The sequence below is a fragment of the Planktothrix rubescens CCAP 1459/22 genome (assembly GCA_904830895.1).
Classification (GTDB): Bacteria; Cyanobacteriota; Cyanobacteriia; order Cyanobacteriales; family Microcoleaceae; genus Planktothrix; species Planktothrix agardhii.
This window is the reverse complement of record LR882959.1, coordinates 19,252-33,624: the sequence shown is the minus strand read 5'-3', so window position 1 is coordinate 33,624 and position 14,373 is coordinate 19,252. Positions and strand designations below refer to the sequence as shown.

General features: G+C 38.3%; 20 protein-coding genes. 9 read left to right on the top strand and 11 right to left on the bottom strand.

Annotated features, from left to right (window positions below; all coding sequences use genetic code 11):
* Nucleotide 1: 1 nt before the first annotated feature.
* The 4 genes from NMG86_RS25000 to NMG86_RS24985 form a co-directional block, all read right to left on the bottom strand.
* On the bottom strand, nucleotides 2-445 hold the full coding sequence (locus NMG86_RS25000; protein WP_043939611.1) for an ASCH domain-containing protein: 444 nt from the start codon (nucleotides 443-445) through the stop codon (nucleotides 2-4).
* A gap of 5 nt (nucleotides 446-450) precedes the next feature.
* Nucleotides 451-1,995 (bottom strand): Ycf46 family AAA ATPase, encoded by a 1,545-nt coding sequence (locus NMG86_RS24995; protein ID WP_244639496.1) that lies wholly within the window; start codon nucleotides 1,993-1,995, stop codon nucleotides 451-453.
* A gap of 131 nt (nucleotides 1,996-2,126) precedes the next feature.
* Nucleotides 2,127-3,257, bottom strand: a complete 1,131-nt coding sequence (locus NMG86_RS24990; protein WP_199918560.1) for a hypothetical protein — start codon at nucleotides 3,255-3,257, stop codon at nucleotides 2,127-2,129.
* A 77-nt stretch (nucleotides 3,258-3,334) separates the two neighbouring features.
* On the bottom strand, nucleotides 3,335-3,658 hold the full coding sequence (locus NMG86_RS24985) for a helix-turn-helix transcriptional regulator (protein ID WP_026798315.1): 324 nt from the start codon (nucleotides 3,656-3,658) through the stop codon (nucleotides 3,335-3,337).
* Between the two features lie 420 nt (nucleotides 3,659-4,078).
* On the opposite strand from NMG86_RS24985, the gene NMG86_RS24980 reads away from it, so the two are divergent.
* From NMG86_RS24980 to NMG86_RS24940, 9 genes are all read left to right on the top strand, one after another.
* The gene (locus NMG86_RS24980) at nucleotides 4,079-4,654 is read left to right on the top strand and encodes a KilA-N domain-containing protein (protein WP_052338789.1); all 576 of its coding nucleotides are present in this window, start codon (nucleotides 4,079-4,081) and stop codon (nucleotides 4,652-4,654) included.
* A gap of 58 nt (nucleotides 4,655-4,712) precedes the next feature.
* Nucleotides 4,713-5,855: a MarR family transcriptional regulator gene (locus NMG86_RS24975; protein ID WP_087882279.1), complete on the top strand. Its 1,143-nt coding sequence runs from the start codon at nucleotides 4,713-4,715 to the stop codon at nucleotides 5,853-5,855.
* A complete protein-coding gene (locus tag NMG86_RS24970) occupies nucleotides 5,827-6,270 on the top strand; it encodes a hypothetical protein (protein WP_087882278.1) in 444 nt (147 codons plus the stop codon). Before NMG86_RS24975 ends, NMG86_RS24970 begins: the two co-directional genes overlap by 29 nt.
* 175 nt (nucleotides 6,271-6,445) lie before the next feature.
* On the top strand, nucleotides 6,446-7,372 hold the full coding sequence (locus tag NMG86_RS24965) for a PAS domain-containing protein (RefSeq protein WP_244639494.1): 927 nt from the start codon (nucleotides 6,446-6,448) through the stop codon (nucleotides 7,370-7,372).
* A gap of 79 nt (nucleotides 7,373-7,451) precedes the next feature.
* Nucleotides 7,452-8,552, top strand: a complete 1,101-nt coding sequence (locus tag NMG86_RS24960) for a DUF3987 domain-containing protein (protein WP_043938495.1) — start codon at nucleotides 7,452-7,454, stop codon at nucleotides 8,550-8,552.
* Nucleotides 8,553-8,714: 162 nt separating this feature from the next.
* Nucleotides 8,715-9,035 carry a hypothetical protein gene (locus NMG86_RS24955; protein ID WP_026798316.1) on the top strand — a complete coding sequence of 107 codons (321 nt, stop codon included), beginning with the start codon at nucleotides 8,715-8,717 and terminating at the stop codon, nucleotides 9,033-9,035.
* The gene (locus tag NMG86_RS24950) at nucleotides 9,032-9,445 is read left to right on the top strand and encodes a RusA family crossover junction endodeoxyribonuclease (protein WP_499103735.1); all 414 of its coding nucleotides are present in this window, start codon (nucleotides 9,032-9,034) and stop codon (nucleotides 9,443-9,445) included. The genes NMG86_RS24955 and NMG86_RS24950 overlap by 4 nt, the downstream gene beginning before the upstream one ends.
* A gap of 7 nt (nucleotides 9,446-9,452) precedes the next feature.
* A complete protein-coding gene (locus tag NMG86_RS24945) occupies nucleotides 9,453-9,668 on the top strand; it encodes a hypothetical protein (protein ID WP_238558262.1) in 216 nt (71 codons plus the stop codon).
* Nucleotides 9,669-9,684: 16 nt separating this feature from the next.
* Complete coding sequence (locus NMG86_RS24940; RefSeq protein ID WP_144018195.1) at nucleotides 9,685-10,152, top strand: thermonuclease family protein; 468 nt, start codon at nucleotides 9,685-9,687, stop codon at nucleotides 10,150-10,152.
* Nucleotides 10,153-10,294: 142 nt separating this feature from the next.
* Here the strand turns inward: NMG86_RS24940 and NMG86_RS24935 are convergent, their stop codons facing one another.
* The 7 genes from NMG86_RS24935 to NMG86_RS24905 all read right to left on the bottom strand — a co-directional run bounded on the left by NMG86_RS24935 (nucleotide 10,295) and on the right by NMG86_RS24905 (nucleotide 14,373).
* On the bottom strand, nucleotides 10,295-10,558 hold the full coding sequence (locus tag NMG86_RS24935) for a DUF5131 family protein (RefSeq protein WP_026798319.1): 264 nt from the start codon (nucleotides 10,556-10,558) through the stop codon (nucleotides 10,295-10,297).
* Nucleotides 10,540-11,145: an HNH endonuclease gene (locus NMG86_RS24930; RefSeq protein WP_144018196.1), complete on the bottom strand. Its 606-nt coding sequence runs from the start codon at nucleotides 11,143-11,145 to the stop codon at nucleotides 10,540-10,542. The genes NMG86_RS24935 and NMG86_RS24930 overlap by 19 nt, the downstream gene beginning before the upstream one ends.
* A 16-nt stretch (nucleotides 11,146-11,161) precedes the next feature.
* Entirely contained in the window at nucleotides 11,162-12,079 is a 918-nt protein-coding gene (locus NMG86_RS24925; protein ID WP_087882285.1) for a DUF5131 family protein, read from the bottom strand.
* Between the two features lie 68 nt (nucleotides 12,080-12,147).
* Complete coding sequence (locus tag NMG86_RS24920) at nucleotides 12,148-12,876, bottom strand: hypothetical protein (RefSeq protein ID WP_199918562.1); 729 nt, start codon at nucleotides 12,874-12,876, stop codon at nucleotides 12,148-12,150.
* Between the two features lie 141 nt (nucleotides 12,877-13,017).
* Entirely contained in the window at nucleotides 13,018-13,554 is a 537-nt protein-coding gene (locus tag NMG86_RS24915) for a hypothetical protein (RefSeq protein WP_087882286.1), read from the bottom strand.
* Nucleotides 13,555-13,680: 126 nt separating this feature from the next.
* Entirely contained in the window at nucleotides 13,681-13,995 is a 315-nt protein-coding gene (locus tag NMG86_RS24910; protein WP_087882273.1) for a hypothetical protein, read from the bottom strand.
* Nucleotides 13,996-14,022: 27 nt separating this feature from the next.
* Nucleotides 14,023-14,373 carry a hypothetical protein gene (locus NMG86_RS24905; protein WP_087882287.1) on the bottom strand — a complete coding sequence of 117 codons (351 nt, stop codon included), beginning with the start codon at nucleotides 14,371-14,373 and terminating at the stop codon, nucleotides 14,023-14,025.

Here is a 14,373-nt window from a genome sequence, read left to right as displayed (position 1 = left end):
TCTAGTTTCCTAATTGTTGTTGAATTTGAACATAAATGTTATCGGGAACAGTCCATAATCCAGGCATTCCCCGTGCCGCAATTGGTTGAGGAAGTGGCTTAATGTTCGTGAGTTCCCACGCAAATCGTCTAGGTTCCCAAAAGCCCGTTAACCGTTCAAGTTCTGATTGTTCATTAATGAATTTATCGGTCATTAAATGAATTTCCTTCAAGGTGGCAATGGCAATGATTTTCTGCTTATTGTTATTAAGGTTATCTTGAGTAATCTTTGAATCATCAAGAATTTCACTTAATCCCAAAGGATAATCCTCAATATCTACTGATTGTTTTCCTGAATGAATTGCCAGTAAACCTCGATAATTCCGTTGCCATTCACGGGTTTCAAATTGTTTCTTTCCTTTGACTAATAGAGTTGCCCAAGGTTCATGGATTGTTAATGCTTGCATTTTGTTTAATTGTTGGTTAATTCATCCTGATAATCAACTTCTAAAAGCGGTAGCAAATTATTATTAGCAGAATCTACTAAAGAAGCTGATTTAGCCCCACTCCGACTAGCCCAATCTTTCAAGGCTTCTATCTGATGATTGGCAATTTTAGCTAAAGGAATACAATCTACAATTGAATCTAAAATATCCTGAGTTGTAAATTCTCGACTTTGACTAAACCCAAATTGCATAGCATCATAAATAACCTGTTCAATCTCGGCTCCTGAAAACTCTTGACTTCTAGCCGCTAATAACTCTAAGTTGAATTGATTATTAGGTCTTAAACGATTCAAGTGAACTTTAAAGATTTGTTCCCGTTCTGATTGAGTCGGTAACGATAGAAAGAACAGTTCATCAAGTCTTCCTTTACGAATTAATTCCGCAGGCAGAAGTTCAACATTATTAGCAGTTGCCACTACAAATACAGGACTGGTTTTTTCTGCTAACCAAGTTAACAGCGTAGCGAATACCCGCCGACTGGTTCCTGAATCACCATCTGATTGATTGTTACTAAAACTTTTCTCAATTTCATCAATCATTAAAACAACGGGCGCGATAGCTTCTGCTAATTTAATTACCTGCCGCACCCGACTCTCACTTTCCCCAACAATCCCACCAAATAACCTTCCAACATCTAATCTTAATAAAGGTAATTTCCATTCGGCCGCAATAGTTTTGGCACTCAAACTTTTACCTGTGCCTTGAATACCTGCAAGTAGCACACCTTTGGGACTGGGTAAGCCATAATCACGAGCGGCATCAGTGAAGCTGTGCGATCGCAATTTAACCCATTGTTTTAAATTCTCCAAACCACCAACAGAATCTAACCCAGTCTGTATAGGGATAAATTCTAAAATCCCCGTTTCTCTGATGGTTTGACGTTTCTCCTCGATGACTACCCCGATGGCACTCTCATCAACTTTTCCAGACCGGGCTAGGCATTTAGCCAGAACACGGGCTATGCGACACCGAGTTAAACCCTGACAGGCTTTAAGAAGTTGTTCAAGACTTTCACCTGATAGTTTTAACTTTTTGCCTACCAGATTATTTACTAATAAAGAAATTTCCTCAATGCTGGGTAAATCAAAATCAACAATTGTCGTTTCTTCTCTGAGTTCAGTTGGTAATCTTAATTGGTCAGAAAGGATAACCAAACAACGACGGTCACGACTCATTTCCCGTGCTAGATTCTTGATTTCCCGAACTAAAGGTAACTGGCCAGGATTTATTTGATTATTAGAACCAGGAGCTATTAAACAACCTAAATCCTTGAGAACAAATATTGTGGGTTGGTCTTTAGGAGATTTAGCTATTCGAGTTAAAGCCCCCATTGGCTGACCTTTATCAGCATTATTATCACTCCAACCCCGTGCAAAATCCCAGAAGTAAATCTGTGATTTTCTTGACTTAGCTACATTCAAAAGTTCTTCTTCGGCTGGTTCTTCTTCGGCAGACACCACATAAATTAATGGGAACCTCGCCGCCAACATTAATTCTAATTCTCCCATCATTCTGTTATTCCCATCATTCTGTTATTCCTGTTATTCCAATAACAAATTCTGTTATCCTGTTATCCCAATAACAAATTCTGTTATTCTGTTATCCCCATAACAAACTTTCTGCTATGGGAATAACGTTATGGTTATTTAGCAACTTTTTTGTTGGTCTTAGAAGTGATGGAAGTAACGGAGGCAGGAATAGGGGGGATAATGGTTTGTTTGAGTTGAGTTCTCAAGTTATTGATTTCCTCATCCTGTTCAACTAACTGGAGTTCAGCTTTATTGAGGGCTGTTATTTTTTCCTCAAGTTCAAATTTAAGTTCTTCAACTTGTTCAGATTCTAGGGAATCAACTTCTAGGGCAACCGTAGTCCTGAGCTTGTCTTGGGATTGTAAATTAATAATTGTCTCATTGGCTTCTTTGAGTTGAGTTTGAATGGTTGAGAGTTGAGATTCAAGAACTTCCTTCTCCCCAATTTGAGATTGTAAGGATTGGGTTTGACTATGAAGCGAGGAAATTTCACGTTCCCGTGCTTCTAATTGACCATTGAGTCGAGAAATTTCACCTTGACGTTCTCGTTCTTTGGTTTCAAGGTCAGAAACTTCAAGTAAACGTTTCTCAGCTTCAGAAAGTTTAACCGTTAAATCATTACGTTCCTGATACAGCCCATCTAATTGTTGACGGAAATTATCACTATCGGCAAGTTGTTGTTTATTCAGGTTCATATAGGCTTCTTTCAATTCATTCCGTTGCCGCTCATACTCAGACTTATAAAAGTCTAATTCAAGTTTGAGTTGAGGAAATTCCTTGAGTTGAGATGTCAATAAATCATTATCACTAGCTAATTGTTTTAAACGTTCACCACTAATTGAGGTATCAGCTTTTTGGAAAGCCAGTCGATAAGATGCGATCGCCATTTGACGAGAAACTGTTAGATATTCTTCAGGGATATCAGTTTCTTCAAGCAATCCATCATCACTTGCCTCAAGGATTGCCGAAACGAAATCCTTATCATTCTTACCTTGTTTAAGACTTGAAAGGTTCTCAGCCCGCCATTCCTTTAATAAAGCGCAAACTGTCTCGGCACTTCCTCCAATCCCATAAATATGCTTGAGTCCTGCATGAACTGACCGCACGACAATCCCTACACGATTCTTTTGTAGAACCGCGCAGGTTGTTTCGACCATTGAACTCGTTACTTCCCGATAATTGGTTTTCTCAATCTCAAATCCAGTTAAATCCAGGCTCGTGAATGTTGTTGGTAATTTTCCCATCGTCTGCACCTACTTTTTCTATTCTAATATAACATATTTATATAAAAATGTAAATATGTTATATTAGAAAGAAATTATTAAGAAGGGTCGAGTCGGTCGGCTAAAGCCCGAAGTACATAAGCAATCTGTTCGTGTGAAAGTCCGGCAATTTGTTGAGTCAGACGTTCCAATGGGTCGCGTCGTTTCGCACCACTGAGGTAAGAAAGGAATTCATCAAGACTTTCCCCTCGTAACTGGGCAATCTGTTCTAGGCTTTCTCGTTTCGGGTCAACTTTACATTTTTCCCAGCCAATCACTGTGGGTCTGGAAACTCCAATAATTTTTGCGAATTCTTCATGATTACGATCAGCCCGTAAAGCTTTCACTGCTATTGCAAATCTTTCTCTATTCTCTAAATCCATAGAATCACCCTTGTAACTTTATCAAAACTTTACTAGACATAAATACGCAATTATATTATATTAAATGTGTAATTACGTATTTTATACAATGAACAGTAAATCCAACAGGCAGAGTGAGAAAGAGCATAACTTTATCTAATTGGATTAATTCAGAAGATTTATCTAAGTGTTTGTGTGGAGATAAATACTCAATTCCAGGCTTAGATAGTTCCCTTTGTAAATCCTGTGGCTGGGTTTTTCACCGCCATGAATTAATCCGTCAATACTGCGAATATGACCACCTTGAAAGCGGTAAACCTCTCAAATTAAACCCAGATGAATTGACTGAATCTCAAGCCAAAACAATTTTGTTGAAGTTTACCAAATTCAAGTCCAAATCTACCAAATCAATTAACAATTAACAATTAACAAAAGGAAATTATGACCTCAACTTTAGTTTTTCATTCAGCCAACGATTTACCCATCGGGCAACGGCGGGGGGACGGATATCTCAATGCCACTGCTCTCTGTAAGGCGGCGGGGAAAAAGTGGAGTCACTACTTTGAAAACGACGCGACCAAGGAATATCTTGCGGCCCTCTCCGAGAATCTAGGGATAGAGATTATCGCCCGAAATCCAGTGGTCGGAATTCCGGCAACTGAATTAATACAAGTGTTTCAGGGTGCGGACAAGCCAGTTCAGGGAACTTGGGTACATCCTCAAGTCGCAGTCCATCTGGCCATGTGGTTAAGTCCAGAGTTTGCAGTTCAGGTTACTCAATGGGTCGTTCTTTGGATGTCGGGAACCGCTTCTCAACCTCAATCTCAACCCTCAGAACCCGCTCGACTCAAGAATTGGACACCGCCGGAGTTATACCCACAAATGACTCAAGCCGAATTTGAAGCCATCCCAGTTGATGAGCAATGGCTTTACCTGGAATCCCCACAGGAACGACGACAACGCCAACGACAAGAACTACGGGAAATAGGGTATTGGACATCTCGAAAACACGGGTAGGAAACGCTGAAACCCATTACAGATAAGAAGTTCAAGTTTATTTATTGAGGATAAAACAATGACAGAATCAACAGAATCAAAAGTAAAGATTGAGGGGAAATTCTACCCATTGCAACACCAAGAATGGGTAAAAGCTTGCAGGGAATTAACCTCCGGCGCCCGCGATACCCTGTATTACATCAGAACTACTGACCCGTACAGCAATGGAATTGAGTTAACGGCGGCTGCCATCGCTAAGGAACTGGGAGTAAACCGGAGCACAATTAGCCGAGCGATGAAAGAGCTTGATAGCAAAGGCTTTATAGAAATGGAGATTATCTCAGCCAAAGTTTCGGTAACGGGAAAGGGACTTTTAGATGTGCACCAAATGCAACAGTGTTGCACCAGTGCAACGGCCAGTGCAGAAATGCAACAGCCAGTGCAAAAATGCAACGGCCAGTGCAAAAATGCAACAGCTAGTGCAAAAATGCAACAACCGACCCCTGAAACCCTTACACAGAGAGGGTCGGATTCTCTTAAGACTCTTAAGACTTATAAAGAATTTTTTAATACTCTCTCAGAACCGGAGCGAGAGAGATTTTTAAATTTTGTCAATAAAAAGATTGAGGGATTTACCAAGCCCATCGCTTCTATTCCTGATTGGTTAGCTTCCACCGATTCCACTGGCAGTCCCCGATTTGAGGACTACTATTCTCAATTCCTGAAATCCCCCCATGAAGTCCGCAATCGTGAACTCCAAGAAGCCGAGGCTCTCCGAGTTCAATTAGCTAAAGAAAAAATCTATTGGGAAGCTCACCCGCAGTTTGAGGAATGGGTACAGGAAATTGCGATCGCCAAATCTCAAACCCCATTTATAGAAGATGTCCGTAAATTATTCCTGGCCATAGACCCACAGAGTTTCGACCGTTCGGATTTCTGGGAATGGATAATTTTGAGTCGCCACCATATTCCCGCCGCACCCGCACAAGAAAGTGCTTTAACGCAAACCTATCAAGCGACATCTGAACCCTTGGGGGCGCACACAGAGGAATCAAGGCATTCATTTAAGGACAATCTGAAAGCCCGACTAGAAGCGAAAAAGAACGGGACAAGGGTAGAACGGCAACGACGATTAACGACCCTCTCCCCAACCGAACTCGCCAATCTTGAAAGCTCAATTTCTAAATCGACCAATGCAAGCCCCAACAGCCCCAGTCTTTGAAAAACTCCCGGCACTAAACCCCCGCCCCCCCGAAGATAAGGAAATCTGGAAACCCCGTTGGCACTGTTTTTGTTGCCATGATTCCGGCTTTATCGTTCGGAGCGAACTGGTTATCGACGGGTTGAATCCAAATGACCCTGACCCGCTCTGTAATCGAAATGGGTGCGGTGCGGCATCGGGCTATCGAAACCTCGGATTAGATGATCGGATTCCTTCTGAAGTTTGTCAGCAAATCCATGAGTGGGAAGTTCAGTCTTGGGCTGAAACCTCTCATCAGAAGTGGCTCCAAACTAAAGAAAGAATAGACCAATTAAGCCAAGGTTCTAATCGAAATGATAACGACGAACGAGAGATTAAAATTCGCAAAGAAAATGCTCAAGCCGAATTAGATTTAGCAGTAAAAAATAACGTTTAATCTTAATCTTTATTAATCAGAATTATAATGCTGCATTAAATCTTAACCTAATTCTATTTTGCAACAACTATAGCATAAAATATTGACATTATAATATAAATTTGTTAGCATAATTGATATAGAGTTAGCAATCATTTTTTTAGATAAAACAGTAGGTAGAAAGTAAATAATAACCATGAAAAAAAATATACCAGAATCCGAAACTCGATGCTTTGAGCTTGGCGAAGGGTGGGAAACTGAATATGATTTAATCTCAATTTTTTTATCTACTTGTCCCGGTTTAGCTAGTTATATTTCTTATGATTTGACTTATATTTTGGTCAATGAACAAATGGCTGGATATTTTGATAAAACCATAGAGGATTTTTGCAATCAACCCCTGGGCTGGCTAAACAATGGCAATAATCTAAGAGAGGTAATGGGTTTATTCATTCAATCAGATTTAGACTCCGGTAATTGGGAAATTGAGTGTAGGACTCCAAAGAAATTCTTCTTAATATCAGCTAGAAAATACGAATTAGGAATAGCAATATTTGGAATTGATATCACCGAGTCGAAACAACTTCAAGAATCCCTGAGAATCTCAGAAGAACGCAACCTGGCTTTAATTAAAGCTATTCCTGAAGTGCTTCAACATTCAGAAATCAGAAGAAATAGTTCTGGGCTAGAAAAACTCATAGCAAAGTTAGTAGATGAACCTCTCTTTTCAGGAACAGGAATCAAGGAATTATCTCAATCTCAAATTGAGAAACTGGTTCGGCTTGAAGTGGAAATTAGAGAAGCTGCAATTCGACTCAAAGAGGTTGAAAAAAATCTCTATATTTCCGACAATGCTCTCCTCCCCAGAATCAGAGAATTAGAATCCGACCAACGAAGAAATCAGAAAGAATGGGAAGATTTAGAATCAGATTTATCGGGATTAAGGACTTTTGGAAAAATCATAACCGGAACACCAGGCGGAATCAGAAGTTGGATTTTACTTATAAGTTTCCTGATAATTTCTTCAACTTTTCTTATTGATTTAGGAATTAAATTTTATGGGGTTAATTTGATTAAAAATAATATAGAACAATACCAACAATTCCCCAAAGAAAATCCATGATTTTTGTGGGAGATTTTTAAACGAACAACCTAATTGTAATGGGTGATGATTTAATTAATTAAAATCAAGAGGAGAAACCATGAAAGACTGGGAAAATAGCATCAATGTTTGGGCAGCAAAAATCAATATTGGAGATTATTTACCTGGAAACCTAATAAAAATTTGTGAGTTTGCTAATCGGTTATGTCTTCGTCCTGAACTGTCATTGAGTGCCTTCTATACTGTTGTTAGTTCGCTGGTAACAGTTGGCTCAAAAATTGACGCTTTGGATTCTACAGAGTTTGACCAGACACAGGGGATATACACCGCTATCTGTGCCGTCCCAAGCCAGAAAAAATCACTTTTAATTAACGAGATTGCAACCCAACCATTACGGGAATTACAAAGAAAAGCCTCTGATGATTTAGCCAAAGAAATGCAAAAATACCAAGCTGAATTAGATGACTGGGAAGACGATAAAAGCCTTCCGATGCCTGAAAAACCTGTGATGCGGCGTTATTATATCAATAACGCTTCACAAGCCGGGTTCCGAAGCTTATTGAATCGACATGGTAAGAAAGGATGGGGAATTATTGTTATCTCTGATGAGTTAGCAAGAAGTTATAAAAATAATTTAAAATCCTATAACAGTGGGTTAACTGAAGACTTGCTTTCTTACTATGATGGACACGGAAAAATTGAGCTTTTAAAAGGAGATTACGATGAATGTTTAGTGTCAATTTTGGGAGGGATTCAACCCCAAGTGGCGGCTGCATATAACAATGGAACTGATGATAATGGTCAGTGGAGCCGGGTCAACTTTATTAACCAGCCTAAATCACCATTTATTATTCCAGATAACCCACAGGGTAAACTCGATATCACTCCATTGTTAACCGGGTTTTACGAAAAAATATCCAATCTTCCAAAGTTAAAGTTAAGGTTTACATCGGAAGCTGAAAAATATTTTGCGTTGTTAAACAATGACTGTGAAATAAATCGAAATCAAGCCCGGACTGAGGCACTAGAGGCACAATGGAAAAAAATGCCCGGTAAGATTGCACGGTTTAGTTTCCTAATCCACGTTGTCGAACAAGTTAGCCAAGGTTCTAGTGTTGCAATCTTCGTCAACCTGGACACATTGAAAAAAGCTGCGACACTGGCTTACTTCTATTTTGGTGAGGCACAATCCTTATATTAACAATTATCAATGTCCTTATAAGAATTTACCTAGATTTACATGAATTTGTTCCAATAAAACCTTATAAAACTGTTTAAAACTGACCAAAAGTAGTTCTAAAAAATGGTTGACTTGTATTGAAAATTACACTAAAATAATATTAGGAGGATTGAGCAAGACCTTATGAATTTCTTAGATATTCGATTACTTGATCAGGAGGATTTAGTCTATATTGCAGCATTAATTAAGCATATAAAAAAGAATCCAAACTCTAAGTCTAGTCGGTTCTCCAAAAACCTAATCTTAATAACTATTGGTGCAGTTTCAACAGATTGTTTTGAAGAAAGTGGGAAGTTAACTTTTAGTTCTGGTTATGATGGTTTAGTTGATGGTTTAGTTGAGGATTTTATCGAGAATTTTATGGAACTATATCCTCATTATTTTAGCAATAATAATCCAGTCTTTTCTTTGGTAGTTTGTTCGATTATTGATTTAGGATTATGATAGAGAAACTAATTTTTCCATTGCCACCGAGTTTGAACAAAATAATAGCATCAGCTAGAAGTAATCCGTATAAATCAGCAGCAGAAAAGAAGGCTTGGACAGAAGATTGTGAGGCAATTTGTTGGGGTAAAACTCAATTTCATAGTAAAGTTTGGTTGGAAGTCTATTGGTATCTGAAAAGACAAATTGACCCAGCAGATAATTTACCAGCAACCCTAAAACCAATTCTGGATGGGATGGTACGGGCAGAAATAATTGTTGATGATTCAATGAAGATTATTCAACCCCCGATAGTAACTTGGTTTAAGGTTCACAAGGGAGAAAGTTATGTTAAAGTTCTGGTTTCAGACACTCCAATTTATTTAGGGGAACCTATTAAACTCCCATCAATATTAGCTTTAAGAGATTAATAATATTATGAAAATTTCAGACGACTCAAGAATAAGATTCTATCTTTTGAATGGAAATATTGTTATTGCTCAGGAGAGATTTACTATTATTAATCTCAAAAACTATTATCAGCAAGAATATCAGAAAAGTCGAGGAGATAGAGAGATTTTTATAAATTTATGTCTCTATGTTTGGGCAAATAATTATCAAGATTGGAAAGTTGCGACCTTCGATATAGAATAAAAATATCGCATTATTTTTGAAAAATATTGAGGTTTTTATGGTACTGGTTCCCGTGAGAGTTCATTCAATTGTTGATGGTGATACGATAAGAATAATCCATAGGAAAGGGGTAATTAATTCAAGGTGTCGTTGGATTGATTGCCCAGAGATGCCTAGTAAATGGGGACAAGAAGCTAAGAAATACTTGGAAGATTTGGTAGATTCTAATAAGGAATTATTTTTTATTGAAGATTATGGGGCAGATAAATACGGTAGATTATTGGCTGATTGGTTTATTGGTTCAAGAGAGTTGAATATTCAGGTAGAATTATTGAGACAAGGATTAGCTTGGGATTTGCTTCCTTTAGTTCGTTACAACTTGCCAAAACGAGGGATATTACTTTGTTGTGATATTCTGATGGCACAATATGAGGCGTATCAAGGAAATCTTGGGATTTGGGGAGATAAAGATTTTGTTCTGCCTGGGGTTAGGAGATTGTTTTAAAATAAACCCAATAACAGAATAACAGAATTTGTTATCGCAATAACAGAATAACAAGATAGAATAACAGGAATTAGATTTTGTTATCGCTAGTAAAAAAAAGCCTTAGTTTTCTAAAGTTAGAAAGTTAAGGCTTAATTAGAGTTTAACTAGGAAATTGTTGGATTCTCAAATCTTCAGGAAACTCGTTGATATCCGCGCCTTTACGGTCTTTGAGTTTAAGTTTGTAATGGCTTTTGGCAACACCGTCAATATATGGGGATGATGCGATCGCATTACTTCCCAATTGCTTGATGAAGACTGGGACTTTAGCACTCTGACATTGACTAGCAATATCACGGAGCCATTCAACGTGACAGGGACGAGCGCCCGTTCCCGATTCTCCTCCTGCTAAATTAGATGTGACCATCTGGAACCATTGATAATTCTTGAGACTTGCTGAAACGAAATACCATAAGTCTCTGCTATTTCTGATTGAGTTAAACCTGCTGCTTTTAACTCTCTGATTCTCCTTACGTCGTTTTCTGAAAGTTTTGCGCTGCCATTGCTAGAACCCCTTAATGGTTGTCGATCCAATACTTCAAATGAATGTCTCACGTTTTCTGACTTGCTGACGCACTCAAGGTTAATGGGTCTGTTGTCGTTTTTGGTTCCGTTAATATGATTAATCACCATTCCTTCAGGGATTTCCCCGTTTAAATGTGACCATACAACTCTATGAGCTAGGGCATGATGACGAACGCCATCAATAGATACTCTTACCTGTAAATGACCTGTTCCTGTTTGATTTTCGGCTCGTTTACGAGTGCATAAAGAAATTGCAGTTCCGCCATATCTTTTACCATTTCTTCTCTTGAGTCTCCAGATATAACCATTTTCATCAACTTCAAACTCACCATTAGCAATGCTAATTAATACAAACCTTTCAGAATGCTTTATAATGCTCATATCAACGTACCTTATATGTTGAACAAATCCCGGCAGTGCTTGTAACACTCCGGGATATTACTATTTAGCAATTTGGAAACTCTTGCACATTAAAAGATTTATCCCAGAGTTCGGGACTTGCTCCTTTTCTGTCTTGTTTATAAGTTCCTGATTCTTTAGCCCAAACTGTGCCAAGTTGTTTGCAAAATACTTTAACTTTAGCTGTTTGGCATTGATTGATGATACTGTGAACAGCTTGCAAATCGCAGCGACGGGCATTGCTACCCGATTCTAAACCAACAATAATCCAGTTAGGATAATCAGTAGAGTAGCTTCCGATTCCAGGCCATGATTCAATCCAATCCTCGGCAATTTCTGACCATTCGATGGGTAGGAATTTAGATAAATTTATGGGTTCTAAGAGAGGTTCACAACTCAAGAATCGTACTTTTGCGGGAATTTGCATTAGTAGCGGGATTCGTTTATCTGCCATTGCTTGATTCTCACAACTAACACCGAGCCAGAGGTTAGAGAGGGGCCAGTCAAATTGACAGGTTTCATAAGGTTCGTAGGTTTCATAAGATAGATTTAGTTTGCGTCCCAAGTCTACGGCTGCTCGTCTGATTCTCTGTTTAGCACCCATTAGATAATCCCGCATCAGGGCAGGGCGTTTTGTTAGCAACTGAAAGGTGTGTCGAGGATTCAGAGCGATTACCGAGAAAATGCGATCACGCCATTCATCAGGAATATTTTTATGAGATATGTCTGTCATTGACCCAATAAATATCCGTTTTGGTTTCTTCCAGTGAAAGGGTTTCATTAATTGTGACTCTACAAACTCCACTGTCCCGTCCCACTTGCTAACTTTCTGATATTGTGAGAATTGTTGAAGCCTTGCTGATTTGGCGGCACTAGCGGCGTAACATCGCTCACATCCCGCAGAAATTTTTGAGCATCCAACGATTGGATTAATTGTCTCATCTGTCCAGGCGATAGTTGTCATTGATTTTTCCTAAATGTTTTGGTTAATGTTGGTAAAAAAAAGCCGAGGATTTCTCCCCGACTCTATAATTAGGCTTTAGCTGATTTCAGTTGTTTAGAGTTAGTTGCATTCAATTGAGCAACTGGAGCTTGATTGAGTTCGGTTTCCGCAATTGAAGCAAAACATTTCGCTTGATTTTCAACCAATCGTTGATCATTACAGACATCCATTGATTGAATATCTTTTGATGCTTTCAACGCAGCTAATTCAAGTTCGCCATTGGGTTCCCGATAGCTACTGGCAATGTGGAAATAATTACCAAACTTTCCTTCCGTTTTGGTCATCTCGAACCGGAAAATCAAGTTATTGTAGCTTTCCCGAATCTTCTCCAAACTATATTTGTTGAAGTTATCTTTCATCCCTTCAGAAGCCCAACTATTCAACGCCTTCTTGACAAATTGTTCCGTCAACAATTGAAATTTATCTTTACTTTGACGGTGCAGTAAAAAGGTTGAAAGTTCAGAAGCCTTTTCATGGAATTGAGTTTTCATTTCGCCGCCAACCGGAATCCCCCAAATTTCCAGAAATTCCTCATTAAGATAATTAGGTTCAAAGGTAAGAATCTTCGTTGAAATATGACAAACCGCCATTTCAACAAATTTTCCTTTGGTTAATCCCGCTTTCTCCGCTTCAGAACAGGTCATATTATTGGTGTTTCCTCCAACAAATTGACCCCATTCTTTACTACAATTCCCACGATAACGACTCGGAGAATTTGGAATCAGAAATCCATAACCGTCGATTTGGATAATATTCATGGTTTGTTCTAGTTTTGTAAGTTGTTTGAGTTTCTAGTGATTGATTTTTTACTTAGGATAAATCAACCAAAAACCCTAGGCGGTAGCTAGATTATCTTGTTGGAAAAACTCAGTAGTCTTCCCAACATTATAACCTAATATTTATCGTTTAAAGCTAATATTTAATCCAGGTTCTTTGTAAGCTAATTCCTGAATTAATTGCTGATATTCTGCTTTCAAACTTTCAATCCGTTTGGAACTCAAGAGCTTTTCTTTACGAACTTCAAGCGCTTTAATTTGATTCTCAAGTTCCTCAATCTCAGAATCTAATTTGTTGAGTTTCTCGCCATTGCGTTTAAGGATAATAATTTCCTCAGACCGAATCAACTCCTCTAATTTTGCCAACTCCGGTGAATCTTTTGAACTCACATATTTTTGACGAAAACAAATAACAACTTTTGCAATGCTATCCTGATAAATAACATTATTCTTGTTGTTATTCATGTTATCTTGATGGATAGCAAGGGCTTCGACGATTGCATCGGGTTCAATTTCAGAGAGTTGTTCAGAAAGAAACTTAATCACTTGTTTGTGTTCAACAAACTTTCGGATAGATTGATTAGGATCAGTAGAGAGTTCAAGGTCTAATTCAGAATCAACTTCTAATTCAGAAAGAAATTGAGATTTGTTAGGAATCATTGGTTTAATTTAGTTGAGGTTTACTGATAGAAAAATACCAAGATTCCATTGACAAACTAATAGAATCCTGGTATTATTAGTGAATTGGTTTACTTATCTTGTACTCTGATAGTTTTGAGTTTGTTGTTAGGAAAGGGCAGCAAACTCAATATCTTTTTCAGAATCTTCAGATTGTTCAATACCTTCAGAATCTTGAGAATAATCATCAAGGAAGGATTCAATAGAAGATTTAAAGGCTTTAGATTCAAACTGTCGAATCCACCAATCGGGTTCATTATTGATGCTGTCTTCAATCTTGGAGAGCCATTTAGAAAGAGCTTGTTTAACGAGATGTTGGGGAATGCGATCGCACTCGAAAACCCCATCAAGTTGCAGTCGTTCGATAACAACATCAACATCAATATCGAGATTGAGTTTAGTTTGTGTTTGTTTAGTTTCCATGTTTACCTTTAATTGAAATCAAGAAGATTAAGCGGTAGCCAGTTGGCAAGTAGAACTTAAAACAATTAGAGTTCCAGTAGGCGAAAGTAAATAACTATCGGGTTTAAAGACTTCTCGAACATCGGTAATTCGCAGGTGATTGAGTTCAAGAGCTCCATAACTATAAGATTGCCAAAATCGCTCATTGTAGAGGTATTGACAGAGATAAAAGCCATAGTTTGGGTCAATGTTTTTAGGGGCTAACATTCCAAAACAACCCTTTTTGTATTCACGAATTGGTTTACCTAATATTTCCCGATTATGTTTGGCAATTAACCAGAAATCTGCACCTTCAAAAGCACTATGAATTGTCCATTGAGTTGAATGACGTTGATACAT

Coding starts and splice junctions, on each gene's coding strand:
- NMG86_RS25000 (WP_043939611.1), bottom strand. CDS start 445: ATGCAAGCATTAACAATCCATGAACCTTGGGCAACTCTATTAGTCAAA.
- NMG86_RS24995 (WP_244639496.1), bottom strand. CDS start 1,995: ATGATGGGAGAATTAGAATTAATGTTGGCGGCGAGGTTCCCATTAATT.
- NMG86_RS24990 (WP_199918560.1), bottom strand. CDS start 3,257: ATGGGAAAATTACCAACAACATTCACGAGCCTGGATTTAACTGGATTT.
- NMG86_RS24985 (WP_026798315.1), bottom strand. CDS start 3,658: ATGGATTTAGAGAATAGAGAAAGATTTGCAATAGCAGTGAAAGCTTTA.
- NMG86_RS24980 (WP_052338789.1), top strand. CDS start 4,079: ATGACCTCAACTTTAGTTTTTCATTCAGCCAACGATTTACCCATCGGG.
- NMG86_RS24975 (WP_087882279.1), top strand. CDS start 4,713: ATGACAGAATCAACAGAATCAAAAGTAAAGATTGAGGGGAAATTCTAC.
- NMG86_RS24970 (WP_087882278.1), top strand. CDS start 5,827: ATGCAAGCCCCAACAGCCCCAGTCTTTGAAAAACTCCCGGCACTAAAC.
- NMG86_RS24965 (WP_244639494.1), top strand. CDS start 6,446: ATGAAAAAAAATATACCAGAATCCGAAACTCGATGCTTTGAGCTTGGC.
- NMG86_RS24960 (WP_043938495.1), top strand. CDS start 7,452: ATGAAAGACTGGGAAAATAGCATCAATGTTTGGGCAGCAAAAATCAAT.
- NMG86_RS24955 (WP_026798316.1), top strand. CDS start 8,715: ATGAATTTCTTAGATATTCGATTACTTGATCAGGAGGATTTAGTCTAT.
- NMG86_RS24950 (WP_499103735.1), top strand. CDS start 9,032: ATGATAGAGAAACTAATTTTTCCATTGCCACCGAGTTTGAACAAAATA.
- NMG86_RS24945 (WP_238558262.1), top strand. CDS start 9,453: ATGAAAATTTCAGACGACTCAAGAATAAGATTCTATCTTTTGAATGGA.
- NMG86_RS24935 (WP_026798319.1), bottom strand. CDS start 10,558: ATGGTCACATCTAATTTAGCAGGAGGAGAATCGGGAACGGGCGCTCGT.
- NMG86_RS24925 (WP_087882285.1), bottom strand. CDS start 12,079: ATGACAACTATCGCCTGGACAGATGAGACAATTAATCCAATCGTTGGA.
- NMG86_RS24920 (WP_199918562.1), bottom strand. CDS start 12,876: ATGAATATTATCCAAATCGACGGTTATGGATTTCTGATTCCAAATTCT.
- NMG86_RS24915 (WP_087882286.1), bottom strand. CDS start 13,554: ATGATTCCTAACAAATCTCAATTTCTTTCTGAATTAGAAGTTGATTCT.
- NMG86_RS24910 (WP_087882273.1), bottom strand. CDS start 13,995: ATGGAAACTAAACAAACACAAACTAAACTCAATCTCGATATTGATGTT.
- NMG86_RS24905 (WP_087882287.1), bottom strand. CDS start 14,373: ATGTATCAACGTCATTCAACTCAATGGACAATTCATAGTGCTTTTGAA.